Below are 18,915 nucleotides of genomic sequence, written 5' to 3'. Positions count from 1 at the left end.
CCTTTAATTCTTTGTTGCTCTTAGCATTTCTCTCTTGCCTGGTGGACCAGGAAGTCTTTCTACAACAAAACCGACTTCTTGCATTGCTCGTCTTACACTTCCTTTTGCGGAATACGTAACTAAAACTCCTTTATCCATTAGTGCTTCATACATTTTTTCGAAAATATCTACGCTCCATAACTCAGGTTGCACTCTTGCACCAAAAGCATCAAAATAAATTAAATTAAAACAATTTTTATCATCGATATCCAAAAAAAGCTGTTTACGTTTCGTAAGAAAAAAAGAAGAAGATATCATAGTCCGATCATTCCAGGAAGACTGGTGCATTTTATCAAAAACAGTCTGGTAGTTTAGTGCTGATAATTGATCAACATAGTTCAAAAATTTTATCTCATCCAAAGGAACCGGATACGCTTCTACTCCAATATAATTAATCTTTTGGCTAATTCTTAAAGCTTCTAAATAGGTAATAAAAGCATTTAAGCCTGTTCCAAAACCGATCTCCAGAATATTTAATTCAGGAAAATTTCTGGCACCTAAAATATGATCAAAACCACTTTTGATAAAAACGTGCTTCGCTTCATTAATTGCTCCATGTATAGAATGATAATGCTCGTCTAATTCAGGAAAGTGGATAGTTGTAGAACCATCAGAAGTCGTAATAATCTCACGTTTTAAATTTTCTTTCATTACTGTTTTACTAAAACTCCATCTGCCATAAAGGAATACGTTTTCTTAGGAGTAGTGATTGCTGCTATTTCATCTTCAGATTTTCCGGCATCTTGAGCCAAGTGACGCAATTCATCCACAGAAGTCTCAGAAACGTATGCTTTTCCTTGCACAATTATCGTATCATTCTCAATATCTTTTGGTACGAAAAAACCATAGTTTTTAAACTTAACCATAGTTTCTTCTTCTTTGTTCAAAGCAACTTTCATCCAACAACCTTTGGCTTTACAAACATCATTCACCGTACTTGAAAAAGCAATATCGATCGTATCACCTTCATGTAAGCTTTTATACTTTTCTGCTATCGCATCCATATATAGGATAACATCTGATGAAACTTCTCCACCAAAATTATCATATTCGCTTAGCGCTATATCTTTAACTGAGAAAGACTCTTTTTCTTTCTGTCCAGAATTACAACCTACCATAAATGACAATCCCGCAAAAAACAGTGCTATTTTTTTCATAATACATTATTATTAATGATGTTTCGCAAAATTAAACATTTTTAAAATTCTTAATTTATAAGAAAAGGGTATTTTTGTTTAAAATATTAACTATTGTAAGCATCTTATAAATTTTAAGACATAATTAAAAGTGCAATAGTTGATCATAAAAAATTTCACAACCTTATAAATAACTATCGGATGAGAAATGCAGTTCCGCAAGAGATCGAAATCACCAAAGTAAATGAGTCCAAAATTGGACAAGTAGATTTTGAAAACTTAGCTTTTGGTAAAGTTTTTACAGATCATATGTTTATATGTGATTATGTCAATGGCGAATGGCAAACACCAAAAATTGTCCCATATGGACCTCTTACACTCGATCCGTCTGCTCGAGTATTTCATTACGGACAAGCAGTTTTTGAAGGAATGAAAGCGTATAAAGATGATCAGGGAGATACTTTCTTATTTAGGCCTGACGAAAACTTCAAAAGAATTAATAAATCTGCGGAGCGTTTGGCAATGCCAGAATTTCCTGAAGAGTATTTTTTTGATGGACTAAATACTCTATTAAAATTAGACAATGAATGGATTAAATCAGGTTTTGGAAATTCCTTATACATAAGACCTTTTGTTATTGCTACGCAAGCCAGTGTTTCTGCATCAGAAGCAGATGAGTATCGTTTTATGATCATTTGTTCTCCAGCGCAGTCCTATTATAGTGGAGATGTTAGCGTATTAGTTGCAGAGAAATTTAGTCGATCGGCTAGTGGAGGTTTTGGATACGCAAAAGCTGCTGGTAATTATGCAGGTCAATTTTATCCAACCAAACTTGCGAAAGAGCAGGGTTATCAACAAATTATATGGACAGATTCTAATACGCACGAATATGTCGAAGAAGCTGGAACCATGAATGTTTTCTTTAGAATACATGATACTTTATTAACTGCTCCTGTAAGTGATAGAATATTAGATGGAATCACTCGTAAAAGTCTTATTAAATTGGCGGAAAGACAAGGATATAATGTAGAAGTAAGACCAATAAAAGTAAGTGAGATTGTAGAAGCTTTTAAAAATGGTAGTTTAAAAGAAATTTTTGGAGCAGGTACAGCCGCTGTGGTAAGTCCTGTAAAAGCTTTTGGATATAAAGGAGAACATTATGAACTAGATAAACAAGATAACTCTTACGCCTCTCATTTTAAAAAGGAGCTTATGAATTTGCAATATAATAAAGCTGAAGATCCTTTTGGATGGAGAGTAAAAGTATAATTACTGAATTAAGATTGATAAATTACGAATTTAGATATATCAAAAATGCCTCATCAGATTTCATGAGGCATTTTTAATGTATCATTATCGATCAAGAATCTGTTTAATATTTGGTTTAAAGTAATCTAGGACCTTTTAGCACTTTATCATCTTCTCTATAGGTTGGCTTGCCTTTTCTCTATAGATTGGCTTGCCTTTTTCTCCCAATTTACTCATATTACTCCGCTGGATCTCTGTAAACACTTCTTCTATTTTATACTGCATTCCTTGCTCGATAATAGCACCATATAAAATACCCCATATATCCCAGTATATTAACTAACTTCACAAGATCATAATGTAATATAACTTCAAAAACATTACAGAAGATGATTCTGATAAATAGAATTTAAAACTATAAATTTGATGTCAATTCATATACTTTATGATCAATAATACGTTTACAAAAACAATAGCTCTTTAAACCAAAAAACTATTAAAATGAAAAAAGCACAATCATTTTATAAATTTTCCACCTTCATTTTACTTTGCTCTTTTCAAATTGCATTAGCTCAAATACCTGATGACTATTATGACACTGCAGTTAACCAGGGAGGTGCAGATCTTAAATTTAGTTTAAATCAGATCATTGATAACCACAGAGAATTTCCATACACAGCTTCTGAGACAGATGTTTGGGATATTTTAAAAGAGACTGACAAAGACCCAAACAATCCCGATAATGTAATCCTGATCTATTCTGGAGTAAGTATGGATGGTGATGACAGATTTAATCCCTTTAATACAAACGGATGGATCCGAGAACATGTTTGGGCTAAATCTAGAGGTGATTTTGGAACTGACATTGGACCAGGAACTGACGTACACGCATTAAGACCTCAGGATATCACTACCAATATTAGTCGAAATAACAGAGCCTTTAATAATTGTACTAATTGTGAAACAGTTGAAGATCAATGGGGAAACGATACTGGGTCCAAAAGAGATGTTAATGAATATTCTTTTGAACCCAGAGATGCTGTAAAAGGAGATGTAGCTAGAATGTTATTTTATATGGCCGTTCGTTATGAAGGATTGGACGGTTATGTAGACCTGGAATTAACAGAAACAGTGCTCCCTCTCGGTGATAACACTCCTTTCCTGGGAGTGCAATCTACTTTATTACAATGGCATCGGGATGATCCTGTAGATGATTTCGAACGTAACAGAAATGATATTATCTATTATTCATACCAACAAAACAGAAATCCCTTTATTGATCATCCAGAATTGGCTGAATATCTTTGGGGAAATAACACAAATGATACTTGGGGTAATACATTAAGTACTCCTGAACTCGAAGGAATTTCAATTCGTTTATTCCCCAACCCTGTGCAAGATATCTTGACTATAAAAGGATTAACAAATGAAGCAACAATTTCGATATATGATACATTAGGAAAAAATGTATTGTCTTTTAACGCTAATAAAGAACAAAACACGACAAATCTATCTGCATTAAAAGGTCTTTATATATTAAAATTAACTACAAACGATTATACGATGGCTAAAAAAATTATAGTAAAATAAAGCTTCATAACCATTAGCTATAACGTACATTCATTAGCATAACGTCACTGGTTTATATAAGAAACATTTTTATCTATCCAAAATCTCCTTGATATTTGGTTTAAAATAATTAGGGCCTTTTAGCACTTTACCATCTTCTCTATAGATCGGCTTACCGTTTTCTCCTAACTTACTCATATTACTCCGCTGGATTTCTGTAAACACTTCTTCTATTTTATGCTGCATTCCGTGCTCGATAATCGTACCGCATAAAATATAGAGCATATCTCCTAATGCATCCGCTACCTCTATAAGGTCATTATTCTGAGCAGCCTCAAAATATTCTTCATTTTCTTCTTTCATTAGATTAAAACGAAGGGTGTTTTTAGAAACCCCTAAATCTGCAATTGGTTCATTTTTATATCCTATCTCAAAAGCGGTATGAAATTCTTGAACCGCTGCTATTTTATCTTTCATTTACTTGTTTTTTTGGCACCAATTAAAATATGTCCGTAAAGAAATAAAAAATAATTACACGTTTGTTTTAATTCCCTCATTCTTGTTTCTCCCAAAAGGAGAAATGATTTAAAGTAAGTGTAATTAATTTTTTATTTAAGGAGTTATCCTATACTAATTGGTATGATTATCTTTGCCGTAAAAATAACAAAATATGTTTAGTACGGGTCAGTTGATATTTGCAGGATGTTTTGTAGTAGCTTTTATCATTTTAATGATATTTAGCTACCGTAAAGATCTGAAACTACATCGCAAATATTACAAAGGCAGTATTTTTATTCTCATCGGTTTTATTATCTTTATTCTGTTGCTTTTTGCCTTAAAAACGTATTTACGACCAGAGTAACAAAACTATACCCCTAGTTTTCAATTAAATAATAGTTTTTACAACCAATATCATTTGATATCTGGCTTAGTCTTTTTTTGGGTTTTGTTTCCTTAGAAAAGAGAAAAATACCGTGTATTGGGTATGGTACACTTTTGTTTTTTTGGGGAGATTTGGAGAAACTAAATAACTTAAAAATAAAATTTATGTCAGAAGAAAAAAAATGTTTTGAACCTGCTTATGGTGATATTAGTTTACATATTGATCCTAACCCTAAATTATCTTCAAAGAATGCAAAAGCATATCAAGTACTTCATTTAGAAAGTCTTTTTGGTAGTAACATTGCAATTCTAGCACATTTTGAGTGTGGACCAATTAATAATGGATGCCTTCAGTTGAAAAAAGGTTTTTTCACTATGTATCCTATGCTCGGGGTATTAAATTTCGGATTTAGAGAAGTTGGAATATCAAACGATGGTAATTTTGAATTTGCACTTGGCATTATAGATAATGATGGAGTATGCGAAAGTATTGAAGTAGATTTCACAAAAAACAATCAAATCGTTACTTGGGAAACAAAAAAAATCATAAAAAATGAGATTACTTTTAGGATAGGTAATATTAGTATGGACAGAGATACTTTTGTGAAATATATGGAAGGTTTAAATATCTACCGAAAAGGAAAAGAAGATATGATTCCCAGAAATGGCAGACCTTGTCAGTTTAAATTAGTAACGGAGTTATAACTAGAGGTTAGAAATTAGAGCTTTATCAATTCATGAAACTAAAGTTATTCCTTTTATTTTTTTTAAGTTCTTTTTTTTTGTATTCACAAAATTCTATTAATGATTTTTTATATGGACTTAAAACATTAGATAAAGCTCGTCTTTCTATAATATTATCTGAAAAAAAAATAAAGGACCCATCCTTACAAAAAATTTTAAAAATTCAACTTGAACTTTTAGAAAAAGGAGAAACTGACACTAGTTTACCAAAGCACGATATAATCGAAAAAGCATCTTCTGATATTAGGGCTTTATTTTTAATGTCAGAAGCTGATTTACTTCGTCATCAATTAATAGGACAAGATTCTATAATTTTTAATAAATACAAAAAAGCATTGGTACTTTCTTCATCAAAAAAGAATAAAACCATAACGTGTGAGATTCTTAAAAGAATCCTAGTCTTGATTTCGCAGAATGAACATCTCATATACTTGTATCCAAGTTTCTTAAAAACATACAATGATAACATATATGATAAATTCGAAAGAATCAATTACATTTTTTTAAAACTAAATTATCAATTTCATAATTCAACAAAATCTCTAGTTTACAATTATAAACAGAATCTAAATTCGATTCCGAGAAAAAAAAGTTACGATATCTTAAGAGCGAGACATTATAGAATGATTGGAATGAACTTTGACATTATAGAAAAAAAATATGACAGTGCGTATTTTAATCATCAAAAATCGGTTGAGATTTATAATAAATATGATTTCTTTCTAACAAACGATGAATCATTTTCAAGTAAGACGAATCTTGGTATTGTTTTAAATCAAGAAAAAAAATATGAGATTTCATCAAAAATTTTAAAGGAAGCGTTAAAAACAAAACTGAGAAAGGATAAACTTTATAATAAGGTTTTAACATTTAAATGGATATCAAATAATTTTGAAGGTTTACAAAAATACGATAGCGCACTTTTTTATCTAAAAAAAAGAAATACGCTTAATGACAGCTTAAGCTATCTCACTAATTCTGAAAATATTAGCTACACGCAAACCAAATTTGAGACAGCAGAAAAAGAAAAACAAATCTTACTAGAACAACAAAAAAAGAAACGTAATCAAAATATTGCTATAGGACTAGGCGGTTCTTTATTTTTAGGAAGTATAATAACTGTTCTTATATACAGGAACACCAAACGCAAACAACACATCGCAGAACAAGAACGTGAAATCGAAATCCAAAAAACAGAAAAACTACTGAAAGAACAGGAACTTTCTGCCATTGATGCGATGATCTCCGGGCAAGAAAAAGAACGACAACGATTAGCAAATGATCTCCACGATAATCTAGGTAGTACACTTGCCACAGTAAAATTACATTTCGATCATCTAAAAAACAATAGAGACAATCCAAAAGTAGAAAATATCGAGGAGTTGTATAGTAAAACAAATAGTCTACTCGATGAAGCTTACCAGAAAGTACGAACCATTGCTCACGAAAAAAATAGCGGTGTAATGGCAAAACAAGGATTGCTGCCAGCTATAAAAAATCTCGCAAAAAAAGCTTCCAACGGTAACGAATTGAAAATCGAAATACAGGATTATGGTTTAGATGAGCGGTTAGATAATACATTAGAGATTTCTATCTTTAGAATTATACAGGAGCTGATCACAAATACAATTAAACACGCAAATGCATCCGAAATCCATATCTCACTTACGAATCACGATTCGCTACTTAACATTATTGTAGAAGACAATGGAAAAGGATTTAATGCCAAAATACTACCAGAAAAAGATGGAATGGGATTAAAAAGTATCGAGAAACGTATAGAACATATGGAAGGAACTTTTGAGATTGACTCTACTATAGACAAAGGAACGAACATCATCATAAATATACCCATATGATCACTGTAGCTATAGCCGAAGACCACCAATCTTTAATCGATGGAATACATTTATTACTAAAATATGAAGACGATATTAGTATTGTCGGTATGGCTAATGATGGCGAAGAATTATTAGCCATTGTAAGAAGAAAACAACCCAAAATAGTCTTAATGGATATTCGTATGCCGAAAATTGATGGTATTGCCGCTACCAAAATTCTTAAAAAAGAATTTCCTCACACTAAGATTATTGCTTTTTCTATGTTTGATCAAGAAGATGCAGTAAGGCAGATGATCGCTGCCGGTGCTTCGGGCTATTTACTTAAAAACTCTCCGCTGGAAGAAGTACTTACAGCTATTCAGGAAGTAATGAAGGGAAATACCTATTTTGACGCAACAATTGATCCTTCTTTTTTCTCTGAAGATACCGAACAACAAGCTAAAAAAACAGTTTTATCTAAAAGCGAAAGAGAAATACTAACTCTTATCGGGCAAGGAAAAACTTCTTCAGAAATTGCAGCCATTCGGTTTAACTCTGTATCTACTATAGAAACACATCGTAAAAACATTATTCGTAAACTAGGACTTCACGGAAAAGGAGAATTACTTCGATATGCAATAGAAAAAAAGTATGATTTTTAAAGGTCACTATTATTTATAACGAAGAATGAAATTATCTTTTATGGTATTTTTATTTTGTGTTTTATTGTTGGGTAGTTTTGAGAAAATCAACAAATAATTGAATCGACTATTTTTGTATAAAAAAACCAGGATTTCATTTTATAAAATCCTGGCTATATAATATTGTTTCTAATTCTTTCTAATTCACTTCTGGTAAGAATCCATAGGTCTTACTATACTCTAACATTTGAGTTACAAAATCTGTAGGTTGTGTTACTTTGATCTTAGTAATTTCGCCATTCTCATTCATTTCAGGAACTAAAACAGGGTTTACAAATCCACTGTAAGGAGCAGATGTAAATTGTTCATTCCTTTTTAGAACTTCTGAATGAATTGCCTGATCTACTTTTACTCCATATCCTTCTACTAATGCTTCTGCAGCTTTAAAATCTCCCTCAGATTTGATACGTTGCGTTTCACGTAATAAACGACCAAAAATTTCACGTAGCTTCTGATAATCATTGATATTGTAGTATGTTTTCCCTTCTCTGGCAACTTTCTCTATTACATTTTCTTTTGCTCCTTGCTCGAAAGCCCAAGCACTCACCCACTGACGATTACGCATATGTGCTTCTTCTACATCATCACCAAGATTAAGACGTATTAATTGAGTCATTAATCCATTTCTGATATACCCATCGTAGGCAGCTTTCCCTACTTTTTCCCAATCTTCCACTAATCCTAACTCTTGTAATTTTGGATCCATTAAGTAATACAAACCAACTAAATCTGCACGCCCTTCTTCCATCGTAGAGGCATAATTCTTTAATGTCTCTTTAGTCTCCCCAACTCCTGGATTTAATTGACCGGAAGCGTGTCCTACTACCTCATGTAAAGCTGTATGTAACTTATCACCTAATTGCCCATATTTTTTTTCTAATTCATATTCTTCTTCATCATGAACAAATTCTTTAAGACGACCAGAGCTACCTGCGTTATTATAAGCTCCAATAATATTACCCAATGACACCGACTTAGATCCTACAGCTGCTCTAATCCAGTTCGCATTTGGAAGATTTACTCCTATTGGTGTACTTGGCGAAGCATCTCCAGCTTCTCCGGCAACAGTTACAACTTTATATGTAACTCCTACTACACTATCTTTTTTGTGTTCTTCCATTAATGGAGAATTGTCTTCAAACCATTGTGCGTTTTCTGATAAAACTGCCATTTTCTTAGACATGTCAAAATCTTTTATCTGTACAATCGTTTCATAAGAACCTCTGTATCCAAGAGGATCATTATACACTTCTATAAAACTATTGATGTAATCAATATTCCCTTCTGTTGCTTTAGTCCAAGCTACATTATAATCATCCCAGGTTTTTAGATCACCTGTTTTATAATATTGTATTAATAACGCCAATGCGTCTCCCTGCTCCTTATTTTCTGCAACGCCTTGTGCTTTTTCTAGCCATTTGATGATTTCATCGATTGCTGCACCATATAGTCCTCCTGATTTATACACTCTCTCTTTAAGAACACCATCTTCTTTTACTAATTGAGAATTTAAACCATATGATAATGGTTTTTTAGGATCAGGGGATTTCATTTTACCGTAAAAAGATTCAACATCTTTATTGGTTACTCCAGGTCCGTAAAAATTAACTGCCGACATCGCTACATTGTCAATGCCTTTTGCCTGATTTACTTTTTTAGCATCTTCTTCATTAAAGATAACATCAATAGCATCTTCAGATAACTCTGTTTTAGTTTCTGTTAAAAGTGAAGTCAAGTATTCTTTTGTAAATGCTGGTTTAATCTTATCGTTACTATAATGGTGATGAATTCCATTAGAAAACCATACTCTTTTAAGGTATGTATCAAAAGATTTCCAATCAGTATTAGCCTTATCTCCAGCGTATGAAGTATACACTTTTTCTAGTGCCTTACGAATTTGAAGATTATGACGATAATTTTGATCCCACATAATATCTCTTCCACTTAGACCTGCTTGTGTGAGATAATATACTAGCTTTTGTTCTTTTAATGATAGGTTTTCCCATCCAGGAATTTGATATCTCAATACTTTAATATCTGCAAACTGCTCTACATTGTAGTCAAATTTTTCTTCTTCTACTATTTCCTTCTTTGTTTCCTCTTTATTAATTTGATCCTGAATACTAGGATCTTTTTTACAGGCTATCAGCATTGCACTAACAGCAATAAAAAATATTATACGATTAATTTTCATTTGTTTATGTTTATTGTTCTCAGCAAATGTAACGAAATAAAAAAAATCAAGATTTTAAATTTATATCTCGTTATAATCCTGTAAAATTTTAAAACCAAAACGGTCAACACCCTGAAAATCTTCAAACTAAAAAACCATCTCAAAAATTGACTATATTAGCTACAGAAACAATCTAAACTAACTAACATGAAAATTATAAAATATTTATTTTTTCTTTTACTTCTTATAGTTATCGGTGGTGGTGTCTATGTAGCCATAGCAGATGGTAAATATCAGGCGGAAGAAAGTAGAGTAATTGATGCCCCAGATGAATTACTTTTTAACACTATTAATGAATATAAGACTTGGGAGAAATGGGGTCCATGGATGGATGATTCTGATGACATGATTATGGAATACCCAAGCCAAACTAGTGGTGATGGCGCTTCATATAGCTGGAAAAGTGAAACTCAAGGAGATGGAAGTATGAAAACCATAAAGGCTGCACCATTTACTAGTATCGACCAAAAAATCACATTTATTACTCCAATGGGTGAAAGTATTAGTGATGTATATTGGAAATTCGAAAAATTAGAAGGTAAAAAAACAAAGGTAACTTGGGGAATGAAGGGAGAACAATCTTTTATGGAAAAAGCATTCTGGATGACTCAAGACAGTACCTTATCCCAAAGTATCAAACCAATGTATCAAAAGGGTCTAGAAAAACTAGATGCTTTTGTAAATGAAAAAATGAAAGAACATTCTGTAAGTGTAGACGGAATAACAGAACATACTGGTGGTTTCTATATGTACAGCGCTACGGCATCTCCTATTGCCGATATTTCTCAAAAAATGGCACAAATGTTACCTGCGGTAATGGCATATGTAAGACAAAACAATTTACCTCAAACCGGAATGCCCTTAACCATTTACAATGAATATAATGAGGAGCAAGGAACTGCTATTTATTCCACCGGAATACCCGTGCGAGATGAAGTAATCACTCCTGCTGATAGTAACATACGTTGCGACTTTTTACCAAAACAAAAAGTAGTAAAAACAACATTAAAAGGGGATTATGAAAATCTAAAAGAAGCTTGGGAAACAGGTTATAAATACATTAATGATAATGGTTTAGAACTTAGTGAAACATCTCCTGCTTTTGAAGTATATAAGGTAGATCCAGGTCTACAACCCAATCCAGCTGAATGGATTACCGAAATATATATCCCTATAAAGTAAAAAATCAAAAATTTGAAAAACTAAAATTTTGCTAACATAATCATCAAAATTTTAGTTTTTCATATAGTCGACAACTACATTCCCAAATGAAACAGTTAATACTAGTATTTATTGGAGGTGGCACTGGTAGTGTTGCAAGATTCCTTATTAGTAAGTATCTAAATAATGACACTAACGGAATTCCCTATGGAACCTTTACTGCTAATATTCTTGGAAGCTTTCTAATAGGTATTATTCTAGGATTGGCGCTTAAAAACAATGTCTTGTCCCAAAATACAGTTTTACTACTTGCTACAGGATTTTGTGGAGGATTCACCACCTTTTCTACTTTTGCATATGAAAACCATATGCTATTGCGATCAGGAGATTTTGTAAGCTTTAGCATCTATACTATTAGTTCTTTTGTTATAGGATTTCTTTTAGTATTTTTAGGTATGTGGATTGTAAAATAAAAGTGTTCGCTTAAAAATCATCAAAATAATAAGGTATCAATCTGAGTTTATTAAAAATAATTTAAAAACCAAAACTTTGATATCTGCTATCAATGGAAGGTATCAGTTTAACCTTAACACATTATTTTTTGGACCGCTCTTCCATTTTTAATTTTTTTTAACCTCTAAAACAACCAATATTACATGAAAAAAATAGAAGCCATTATACGTAAATCAAGATTTAAAGCTGTTAAAGATGCATTGCATGAAATAGAAGTAAACTTCTTTACATACTGGGACGTAACAGGTGTAGGAAATGAAAAAAAAGGGCAGGTATATAGAGGGATTAGCTATAGTACATCCGACATACAACGCAGATATCTTTCTATAGTGGTGTCTGATGAGTTCGAAGAAAAAACCGTACAAACAATTATTGATGCTGCTAAAACTGGGGAAATCGGTGATGGGAAAATTTTTGTATCTGAAATACATAATACCTTTAGAATACGAACGGGAGAACATGGTAATCAAGCAGTCAACTAAACTTAAATCATATCTATTAAAAAGCTTGCTCATATAGAGCAAGCTTTTTTTTTGAAATTTTTAACATAATGAGCTCCTTTTTTCTAATAATACTTCTCGCTACTTACATATTTATTATATCCAAAACCAATAATGTAAAAAAAAGACACTTTCAAATTCTCAAAAAACTAGTAAATAAACATTAATGTCTAATTTTTATAGGGTATAAAATTAAAAATACACAAAAATAACACCTCATACCCTTTTTTTTATTGGGGTAAAAATGTTTTAACATAGTTTTACAGCTCCAATTAAAAACAAATTAATACCAATTAATGTTTATTATGAAAACAAAAACCGTAACAAAACTTTTTAATAAAGTATGTCTTTTTTCTTTAGCGCTAATTAGCTTTACGTCAATCGCACAAGAGGAGGAAGAAAAAAAATGGTTCGATAACTTTTCTGTTAACGGATCTGTAGATGGATATTTTAGATATAATTTTGGAGCACAAAATGACAATTCTACAGCACCTACAACTTCTTTTGCTAATCAATCCGGATTTGCTCTAGGTATGGCTAATGTAATTCTTGGTTATGAAGGAGAAAAAGTAGGATTTGTAGCTGATCTAGTATATGGTCAAAGAGGTACAGATGCAACTTTTAATTCAGGTGTTTTTGATGCAGCAGGAAACAGAACTGGTGATGCAACTGCTAATATAATTAACCAATTATATGCATACTGGAATGTAACTGAAAAGTTCAAACTTACTTTTGGTAACTTCAATACATATCTTGGATATGAAGTAATCTCTCCAACAGGAAACTTCAACTATTCTACTTCTTATATGTTCTCTTATGGGCCTTTCTCTCATACAGGATTGAAGGCTGATTTTGCGATTAACGATAATTGGTCTGCAATGGTAGCGGTTATGAATCCTACAGATTATACAGAAAACAATCCATTTGATACTTATATTTTTGGAGCTCAGATAGGATATTCTGCTGATAACGGTAGTGCTTACCTAAACTTCAGATACGGAAACGAAGGAGAACCAGGACAAGTAGGACCTACATTTCAAGCTGATTTAACAACAGGGTGGGATCTTGCAGAAAAATTTTATTTAGGAGTTAATGCAACATATTTAACCACAGAAGATCAAGGTGATGCTGATGCATCTGGATTTTATGGAGTAGCATTATACCCACAATTTAAGGTTGCCGAAAAATTCACTTTAGGATTAAGAGGAGAGTATTTTGCTGAATTCGAAGATGGTGCCGGAGCTTTAGTAACAGATGCTGATGGAGATGGGAGCGTTATTGCTGCAACCTTAACCGGAAGTTATGATATTGGAAATCTTACACTAAAACCTGAGTTAAGATTGGATTCAACATCTGAAGACACATTCCCGGATAATGATGGAGACCCTAAAAAGAGCTTGTCGTCTTTTGTACTTGGTGCTATCTATAAGTTTTAATATATTATAGTTTAATATATTGTTTGTTTATGCTAAAAGCGCTCTGAAATTATCAGAGCGCTTTTTTTTATTTACTTGCTTCGTGTTTATTATACTTCTTAACGCCTACAGGAATCTCTAGTTCTAAATGATTTTCTTCTGGAGGAATTGGACAAGAATACCTAGCACTGTATGCACAATATGGATTATATGCAGTATTAAAATCAATTAGAATCATATCCTTTTCAGGGATTCTAAGATCCATAAAACGTCCTCCTCCATAACTAGTTTCTCCATTACTTAAATCGGTAAAAGGAAGGAAAAGATAATCTTCATACTCAGGTTGTGTTTTTAACCCTTGACTTTGGTATATATTCAATATCCATTCTTTTTCCTGGAGTACAAAATGAGCTTCACCATACTTGACATATACGGGTTCTCTATTCGTAGTCGTTTTCATAATAAAAGGGGTTTCGTATGGTGTACGAATAAACTTAGCCAAAACACTATATGTAGTATCAATATCAAAAAACTCTAACTCCTTAAATGTTTTAAAATCTTTTGGTGTTAACGGTGATTTTTCTTCAGAAGCAAACTCTTTGTTAAGCTCTTCCTGAAATGTCAATATTTTTTTAATAGTTGTAGAATCCTGAGCCCCTATATGACTAAAGAATAGCATTAATAAAAAAGATAATCTGTACACTGTCCCCTATTTTTTGCAAAAATACAAAGCATTAGTAATAAACACGTTAATATTCTCTAAAATTGTATATAGTTTTTCGACAAAAAGTTACTTTTATCGGTTATTAATAAACCAACTTCCAATACATTGAAGAAACTTTTACTAAATTATATAGATACTTTTTCTGGTTTATCAAAGGAAGTTTGGTGGTTAGCACTTATAACTTTGATTAACAGAATTGGTGCTACTGTTATTCCATTTTTATCCTTGTATCTATCCGATGATCTATGTTTTTCTTTAAGTCAAATTGGTTGGGTAATGACCAGTTATGGTTTAGGTTCTTTATTAGGCGCATGGATTGGAGGCAAGTTAAGTGATCAAATTGGATATTATAAAGTAATTTTAGGATCTCTTTTATTAACTGGTATTTCATTTTTTATTGTTCAATATTTTTCCAGTTTCTGGAGTATCTGTATCAGTTTCTTTGTTTTAATCGCAATAGCGGATGCTGCACGTCCAGCATTTTTTGTTGCACTAAGTGCTTATAGCAAACCTGAAAACAAAACACGATCATTAACTTTTATCAGATTAGCCATAAACCTGGGATTCTCAATGGGTCCGGCTTTAGGAGGTTTAATCATTACTACCATTGGTTATTCTGGATTATTTTGGATAGATGGAATTACGTGTATTATTGCCGGTTTTATTATGATTAAAACATTACATCCTAAAAAAGCAAGAATAATTGATAAAGAAGTTGTAGTAGACAATCCTACTCCTGCTCACAGCGATGGTGTTTATATCCTTTTTCTCATTGCATTAGCTTTATTTGGATTTATATTTGTGCAGTACTTCTCAACGATTCCTTTGTATTATAAAGAAGTACACTTTTTATCTGAAAGAAATATAGGTCTGATTTTGGCATTAAATGGGGCTTTAATTTTTATTTTTGAAATGCCTTTAATAGCATATCTAGAATCTACTTCATTCTCCAAAATCGGAAGTGTGATTGGTGGATTTATTCTTACTGGAATTAGTTTTGTACTATTACTAGTTACTCCATGGGTAGGCATTGTTGTTATAGGTATGATCATAGCTACTATTGGCGAAATGATTTCGTTTCCTTTCGGAAATGCATTCGCCTTGGAGAGATCCAAAAGAGGAAAACAAGGCGCTTATATGGGCCTGTATAGTATGTCTTTTTCTTTAGCTCATATATTCGGACATAATTCAGGTATGCAGTTTATTAATCAATATGGTTACAATAATGCTTGGTTATTAATGACTGGAATCGCTGCAATTGGAACATTTTTACTGTTCATTGTAAAACTAAAAGTGAATAAAGAAAATACTAAACACAGATTAAAACCTGTTTAAGAAAAAATATTATGAAACATATAGTATACATCATTCTATCTATAATAGTTATTGGTTGTCAAGAAAAAAACCAGAAAAAACCTGCTCTAAATACAGAAAAACAAATTGAAATCGTCGAAAACAAAAAGACATTTCCTAAACTAGAACCCAACCGTTATAATGTAGCTTTCCTTATAATGGATGGCACCTACAATACAGAGTTTACCGCACCTTTTGATATTTTTCAGCATACACAATATCGTAAAAACATTAAGCAGATGAATGTTTTTACGGTCGCAAATACTGATGCTCCTATCACAACTTTTGAAGGTGTTAGGATCATACCTGATTATAATTATTTAAAAGACGCTTTACCAAAAATTGATATTCTGGTTGTACCCTCTGCAGAACATCATCTAGATACAGATTTAGAAGATACGGCTATGATTGATTTTGTAAAAAAAGTAGACCAAACTGCTATTTATATGACTTCACATTGTGATGGGGCTTTTGTCTTAGCCAAAGCAGGAATACTAAACGATGTAGTTTCTACAACCTTTCCGAGTGATATAGATAAAATGCGTAATATGTTTCCTGATCTTGATATCAGAAAAGACGTTTTATTTGTTCACGATGGAAAATACATTACATCTGCAGGTGGTGCGAAAAGTTTTGAGGCAGCCTTATACTTGTGTGAATATCTATACGGAGTAGAAATTGCCAAATCATTAGCTGGAGGACTTGTAATTGACTGGAAATTAGATCAAGTGCCTCATTTAGTAATTTCGAAATAAACAATAAATTTGTTAAAATATAAAAGCGCTCCTTTTGGGAACGCTTTCATCAATTTTAGGGCAAATTACGTACTCTCTTTAGCTTCAAGATTTGGGGTCTTTCAGACTAATGTCCTCACACCTAACGAGCCCTGACGTATTCCAAACTAAAATTTTAAATCCGTACCGTCATACAGTTTAAAATGTTAATTCTGGCCATACATCATAGTGTTTTTAAGTTGATGTAAATATATTGTAAAAAAATTGTTAACACAAAATAAACAGCGATAAAAAACACAAATATTCGATGAAATACACAAATTTATTCATTTTTTCACTTTATATAGATCTAAGAAAGAAATTGTCGCTCGATTTTTTGTTCATTAATTCCCTGATTTAACATAAAATAACAGAACAGACAGAATCAAAAAAAAGAAAAGCAACCTTATACAAAGGTCGCTTTCTGTTATCGGGCAAATTATGTACTCTCTTTAGTTTTTAGATTTGGGGTCTTTAGACTAATGTCCTCACACTTAATTTATCCCAATGTGCATTCCAAATTAAAATTTCAAATCCATATCGTCATATTTCTTGATATGTTAATTTATATAACGCACATCATATATATTTTACGTGTTATAAAGATATAGTAATTTTTAAACGAAAACCGTAATCAAATAAAAAGTTATTAACAAAATAACGATTAAATGTTAACTAACATCGTTGAAATACACAAAAAAATCAAAAAATCATCAATTAAACATAAAATATTTTGAAGTCCCTAAGTACTTTTTGATAACATTATTATACTCTTTGGATACTCTTAAGGCTAAAGTACCTTCTATCTCATAAAGTGGTTCTAGTTCTTTATATCCATTCTGAAGCATTTTTTCTAAATAAAAAAGAGCAGTTGTATTATCTTGGTCGATAGCGCTTAGAGAAATAATTTTTAGGTAGGATTCAAAATCATTTTTATCAATTATGGTACATAAAATGTTTACAAATATTTTTCGGTCTATTTCTTTTTCTTCTTTAGCTGTACTTTTTTTATAATCTAACAATACATTCTTAAGAAAATCTCTTATTCTCAGCACCATATCACTTGCATACTTTTCTTTGTCTTTTGCTAGCTTATCAAGCTCACTCATTCTATATTGCCACCAACCTAAATTATTGTATTGATTTAGTTCTATATCTTCTTCTAATGAAAAAATAAATGTCTGTCTCAATAATTTTTCTTTAGTATGATACTTAGATCTAAGTCTTTTCTCTTTTTTGTAATTATCAATTTTTCTGATTTTCTTTTGTTCTTCTTTAAGTTCATCAATATCAAAAAATAAGCGATACCGATTTCTCATTCTGGTTAGCTCGTCATAGGCTACCAAATATTTACCTTGTGTTTTCAATAAAGTTACTTCTTCAAAGTCTTTATTAAAAACGTTCTTAACCCAGGTAGAATCCGTTTGTATTTTACCTTTTAACATATCTTGTAATGTAAAAGAAGTCAATGCTTTTACCATTAAATCTTCTGAAGGAAGTTCTTCATTTCCCTGATATGTATAAATATCAGAAATTACGGCTCGTCTTCTTAAGTACTTTTTCGTGTTGAAAAAATCTTGATATCTAAAATTTTTATTACCAACCATTCCTATATAAGAAAAGTCCCTTCGCACTTTTACAGATTCATTATAGTAGTAACTATTCCCTATTGCTATCACTCCATTAAATTCTTTATAAATAAGTGGCAATAGACTATTTAAAGGTCCATTATTACCAGTCCCTACTACATAAACTCTTCTTTTTTGAATTGGAAAAAGGTTGAAAATATGCTCCATAAAAAAAGCAACGTATTTCGATTTTTCGTTAATACTTGATTTTTTCGAAAAATTAGTTACCACTACTATAAACCCTAGCTCCTCTGCAGCTTTTCTAAAAAGAGTTGTTATAGTATTCGTACTATTATTAGAGTTAAATCCAAAAAGTATTGGCCAGCTTTTAGTTAGGTCAAAAGATTTGGGTAGATATATGCTATAATAACTTCCTTCGCTGGAAGGCACAGAAAGAGAATCAACTATTTCGCCTTTTTTTAATTTTAATGTGGTTTGGCTATACATATTTGCGCCTGAGTATAGAAACACACAAA

Annotated in this window: 18 protein-coding genes; 12 read left to right on the top strand and 6 right to left on the bottom strand. The window is 31.8% G+C overall.

The window, feature by feature from the left end; all coding sequences use genetic code 11:
• Positions 1-3 precede the first annotated feature (3 nt).
• Both mnmD and Q0829_RS13685 read right to left on the bottom strand, forming a co-directional pair.
• On the bottom strand, positions 4-690 hold the full coding sequence (gene mnmD, locus Q0829_RS13690; RefSeq protein ID WP_298543824.1) for a tRNA (5-methylaminomethyl-2-thiouridine)(34)-methyltransferase MnmD: 687 nt from the start codon (positions 688-690) through the stop codon (positions 4-6).
• Entirely contained in the window at positions 690-1,196 is a 507-nt protein-coding gene (locus Q0829_RS13685; protein ID WP_298543821.1) for a DUF4920 domain-containing protein, read from the bottom strand. Before Q0829_RS13685 ends, mnmD begins: the two co-directional genes overlap by 1 nt.
• 180 nt (positions 1,197-1,376) lie before the next feature.
• Here Q0829_RS13685 and Q0829_RS13680 point away from each other — a divergent pair, with 180 nt between their 5' ends.
• Together Q0829_RS13680 and Q0829_RS13675 are read left to right on the top strand one after the other, a co-directional pair.
• Complete coding sequence (locus Q0829_RS13680) at positions 1,377-2,444, top strand: branched-chain amino acid aminotransferase (protein ID WP_298543819.1); 1,068 nt, start codon at positions 1,377-1,379, stop codon at positions 2,442-2,444.
• Positions 2,445-2,924: 480 nt separating this feature from the next.
• Positions 2,925-4,013 carry an endonuclease gene (locus tag Q0829_RS13675; RefSeq protein WP_298543815.1) on the top strand — a complete coding sequence of 363 codons (1,089 nt, stop codon included), beginning with the start codon at positions 2,925-2,927 and terminating at the stop codon, positions 4,011-4,013.
• Positions 4,014-4,082: 69 nt separating this feature from the next.
• On the opposite strand, the gene Q0829_RS13670 is transcribed toward Q0829_RS13675, so the two are convergent.
• A complete protein-coding gene (locus Q0829_RS13670) occupies positions 4,083-4,469 on the bottom strand; it encodes a nucleoside triphosphate pyrophosphohydrolase family protein (RefSeq protein ID WP_298543812.1) in 387 nt (128 codons plus the stop codon).
• Positions 4,470-4,662: 193 nt separating this feature from the next.
• On the opposite strand from Q0829_RS13670, the gene Q0829_RS13665 reads away from it, so the two are divergent.
• The 4 genes from Q0829_RS13665 to Q0829_RS13650 all read left to right on the top strand — a co-directional run bounded on the left by Q0829_RS13665 (position 4,663) and on the right by Q0829_RS13650 (position 8,100).
• Complete coding sequence (locus Q0829_RS13665) at positions 4,663-4,854, top strand: hypothetical protein (RefSeq protein ID WP_298543809.1); 192 nt, start codon at positions 4,663-4,665, stop codon at positions 4,852-4,854.
• 185 nt (positions 4,855-5,039) lie between these two features.
• Positions 5,040-5,579, top strand: coding sequence for a hypothetical protein (locus Q0829_RS13660; RefSeq protein ID WP_298543807.1), 540 nt, complete (start codon positions 5,040-5,042; stop codon positions 5,577-5,579).
• Between the two features lie 77 nt (positions 5,580-5,656).
• Positions 5,657-7,477 carry a sensor histidine kinase gene (locus Q0829_RS13655; protein ID WP_298543805.1) on the top strand — a complete coding sequence of 607 codons (1,821 nt, stop codon included), beginning with the start codon at positions 5,657-5,659 and terminating at the stop codon, positions 7,475-7,477.
• Positions 7,474-8,100 (top strand): response regulator transcription factor, encoded by a 627-nt coding sequence (locus tag Q0829_RS13650; RefSeq protein ID WP_298543803.1) that lies wholly within the window; start codon positions 7,474-7,476, stop codon positions 8,098-8,100. Before Q0829_RS13655 ends, Q0829_RS13650 begins: the two co-directional genes overlap by 4 nt.
• 178 nt (positions 8,101-8,278) lie before the next feature.
• Here the strand turns inward: Q0829_RS13650 and Q0829_RS13645 are convergent, their stop codons facing one another.
• Entirely contained in the window at positions 8,279-10,333 is a 2,055-nt protein-coding gene (locus tag Q0829_RS13645) for a dihydrofolate reductase (protein WP_298543801.1), read from the bottom strand.
• A 186-nt stretch (positions 10,334-10,519) separates the two neighbouring features.
• Between Q0829_RS13645 and Q0829_RS13640 the strand changes: the two genes are divergently transcribed.
• The 4 genes from Q0829_RS13640 (at position 10,520) to Q0829_RS13625 (ending at position 13,982) form a co-directional block, all read left to right on the top strand.
• Complete coding sequence (locus Q0829_RS13640) at positions 10,520-11,554, top strand: GyrI-like domain-containing protein (protein ID WP_298543798.1); 1,035 nt, start codon at positions 10,520-10,522, stop codon at positions 11,552-11,554.
• Positions 11,555-11,640: 86 nt separating this feature from the next.
• On the top strand, positions 11,641-12,006 hold the full coding sequence (gene crcB / locus Q0829_RS13635) for a fluoride efflux transporter CrcB (protein WP_298543795.1): 366 nt from the start codon (positions 11,641-11,643) through the stop codon (positions 12,004-12,006).
• 183 nt (positions 12,007-12,189) lie between these two features.
• Positions 12,190-12,528 carry a P-II family nitrogen regulator gene (locus Q0829_RS13630; protein WP_298543792.1) on the top strand — a complete coding sequence of 113 codons (339 nt, stop codon included), beginning with the start codon at positions 12,190-12,192 and terminating at the stop codon, positions 12,526-12,528.
• 323 nt (positions 12,529-12,851) lie between these two features.
• Positions 12,852-13,982 carry a porin gene (locus tag Q0829_RS13625; protein WP_298543789.1) on the top strand — a complete coding sequence of 377 codons (1,131 nt, stop codon included), beginning with the start codon at positions 12,852-12,854 and terminating at the stop codon, positions 13,980-13,982.
• Between the two features lie 67 nt (positions 13,983-14,049).
• Here Q0829_RS13625 and Q0829_RS13620 read toward each other — a convergent pair whose 3' ends face one another.
• Positions 14,050-14,664, bottom strand: coding sequence for a DUF1684 domain-containing protein (locus Q0829_RS13620; RefSeq protein ID WP_298543786.1), 615 nt, complete (start codon positions 14,662-14,664; stop codon positions 14,050-14,052).
• 126 nt (positions 14,665-14,790) lie between these two features.
• Between Q0829_RS13620 and Q0829_RS13615 the strand changes: the two genes are divergently transcribed.
• Together Q0829_RS13615 and Q0829_RS13610 are read left to right on the top strand one after the other, a co-directional pair.
• The gene (locus Q0829_RS13615; RefSeq protein WP_298543784.1) at positions 14,791-16,020 is read left to right on the top strand and encodes an MFS transporter; all 1,230 of its coding nucleotides are present in this window, start codon (positions 14,791-14,793) and stop codon (positions 16,018-16,020) included.
• Between the two features lie 11 nt (positions 16,021-16,031).
• Complete coding sequence (locus Q0829_RS13610; protein ID WP_298543783.1) at positions 16,032-16,793, top strand: DJ-1/PfpI family protein; 762 nt, start codon at positions 16,032-16,034, stop codon at positions 16,791-16,793.
• A 731-nt stretch (positions 16,794-17,524) separates the two neighbouring features.
• On the opposite strand, the gene Q0829_RS13605 is transcribed toward Q0829_RS13610, so the two are convergent.
• Complete coding sequence (locus tag Q0829_RS13605) at positions 17,525-18,886, bottom strand: hypothetical protein (protein WP_298543780.1); 1,362 nt, start codon at positions 18,884-18,886, stop codon at positions 17,525-17,527.
• Positions 18,887-18,915 lie beyond the last annotated feature (29 nt).

Source organism: uncultured Aquimarina sp. (assembly GCF_947492405.1).
In the GTDB taxonomy this organism is placed as follows: Bacteria; Bacteroidota; Bacteroidia; order Flavobacteriales; family Flavobacteriaceae; genus Aquimarina.
The sequence above is the reverse complement of the archived record's forward strand: the minus strand, read 5'-3'. Positions and strand labels throughout refer to the sequence as shown.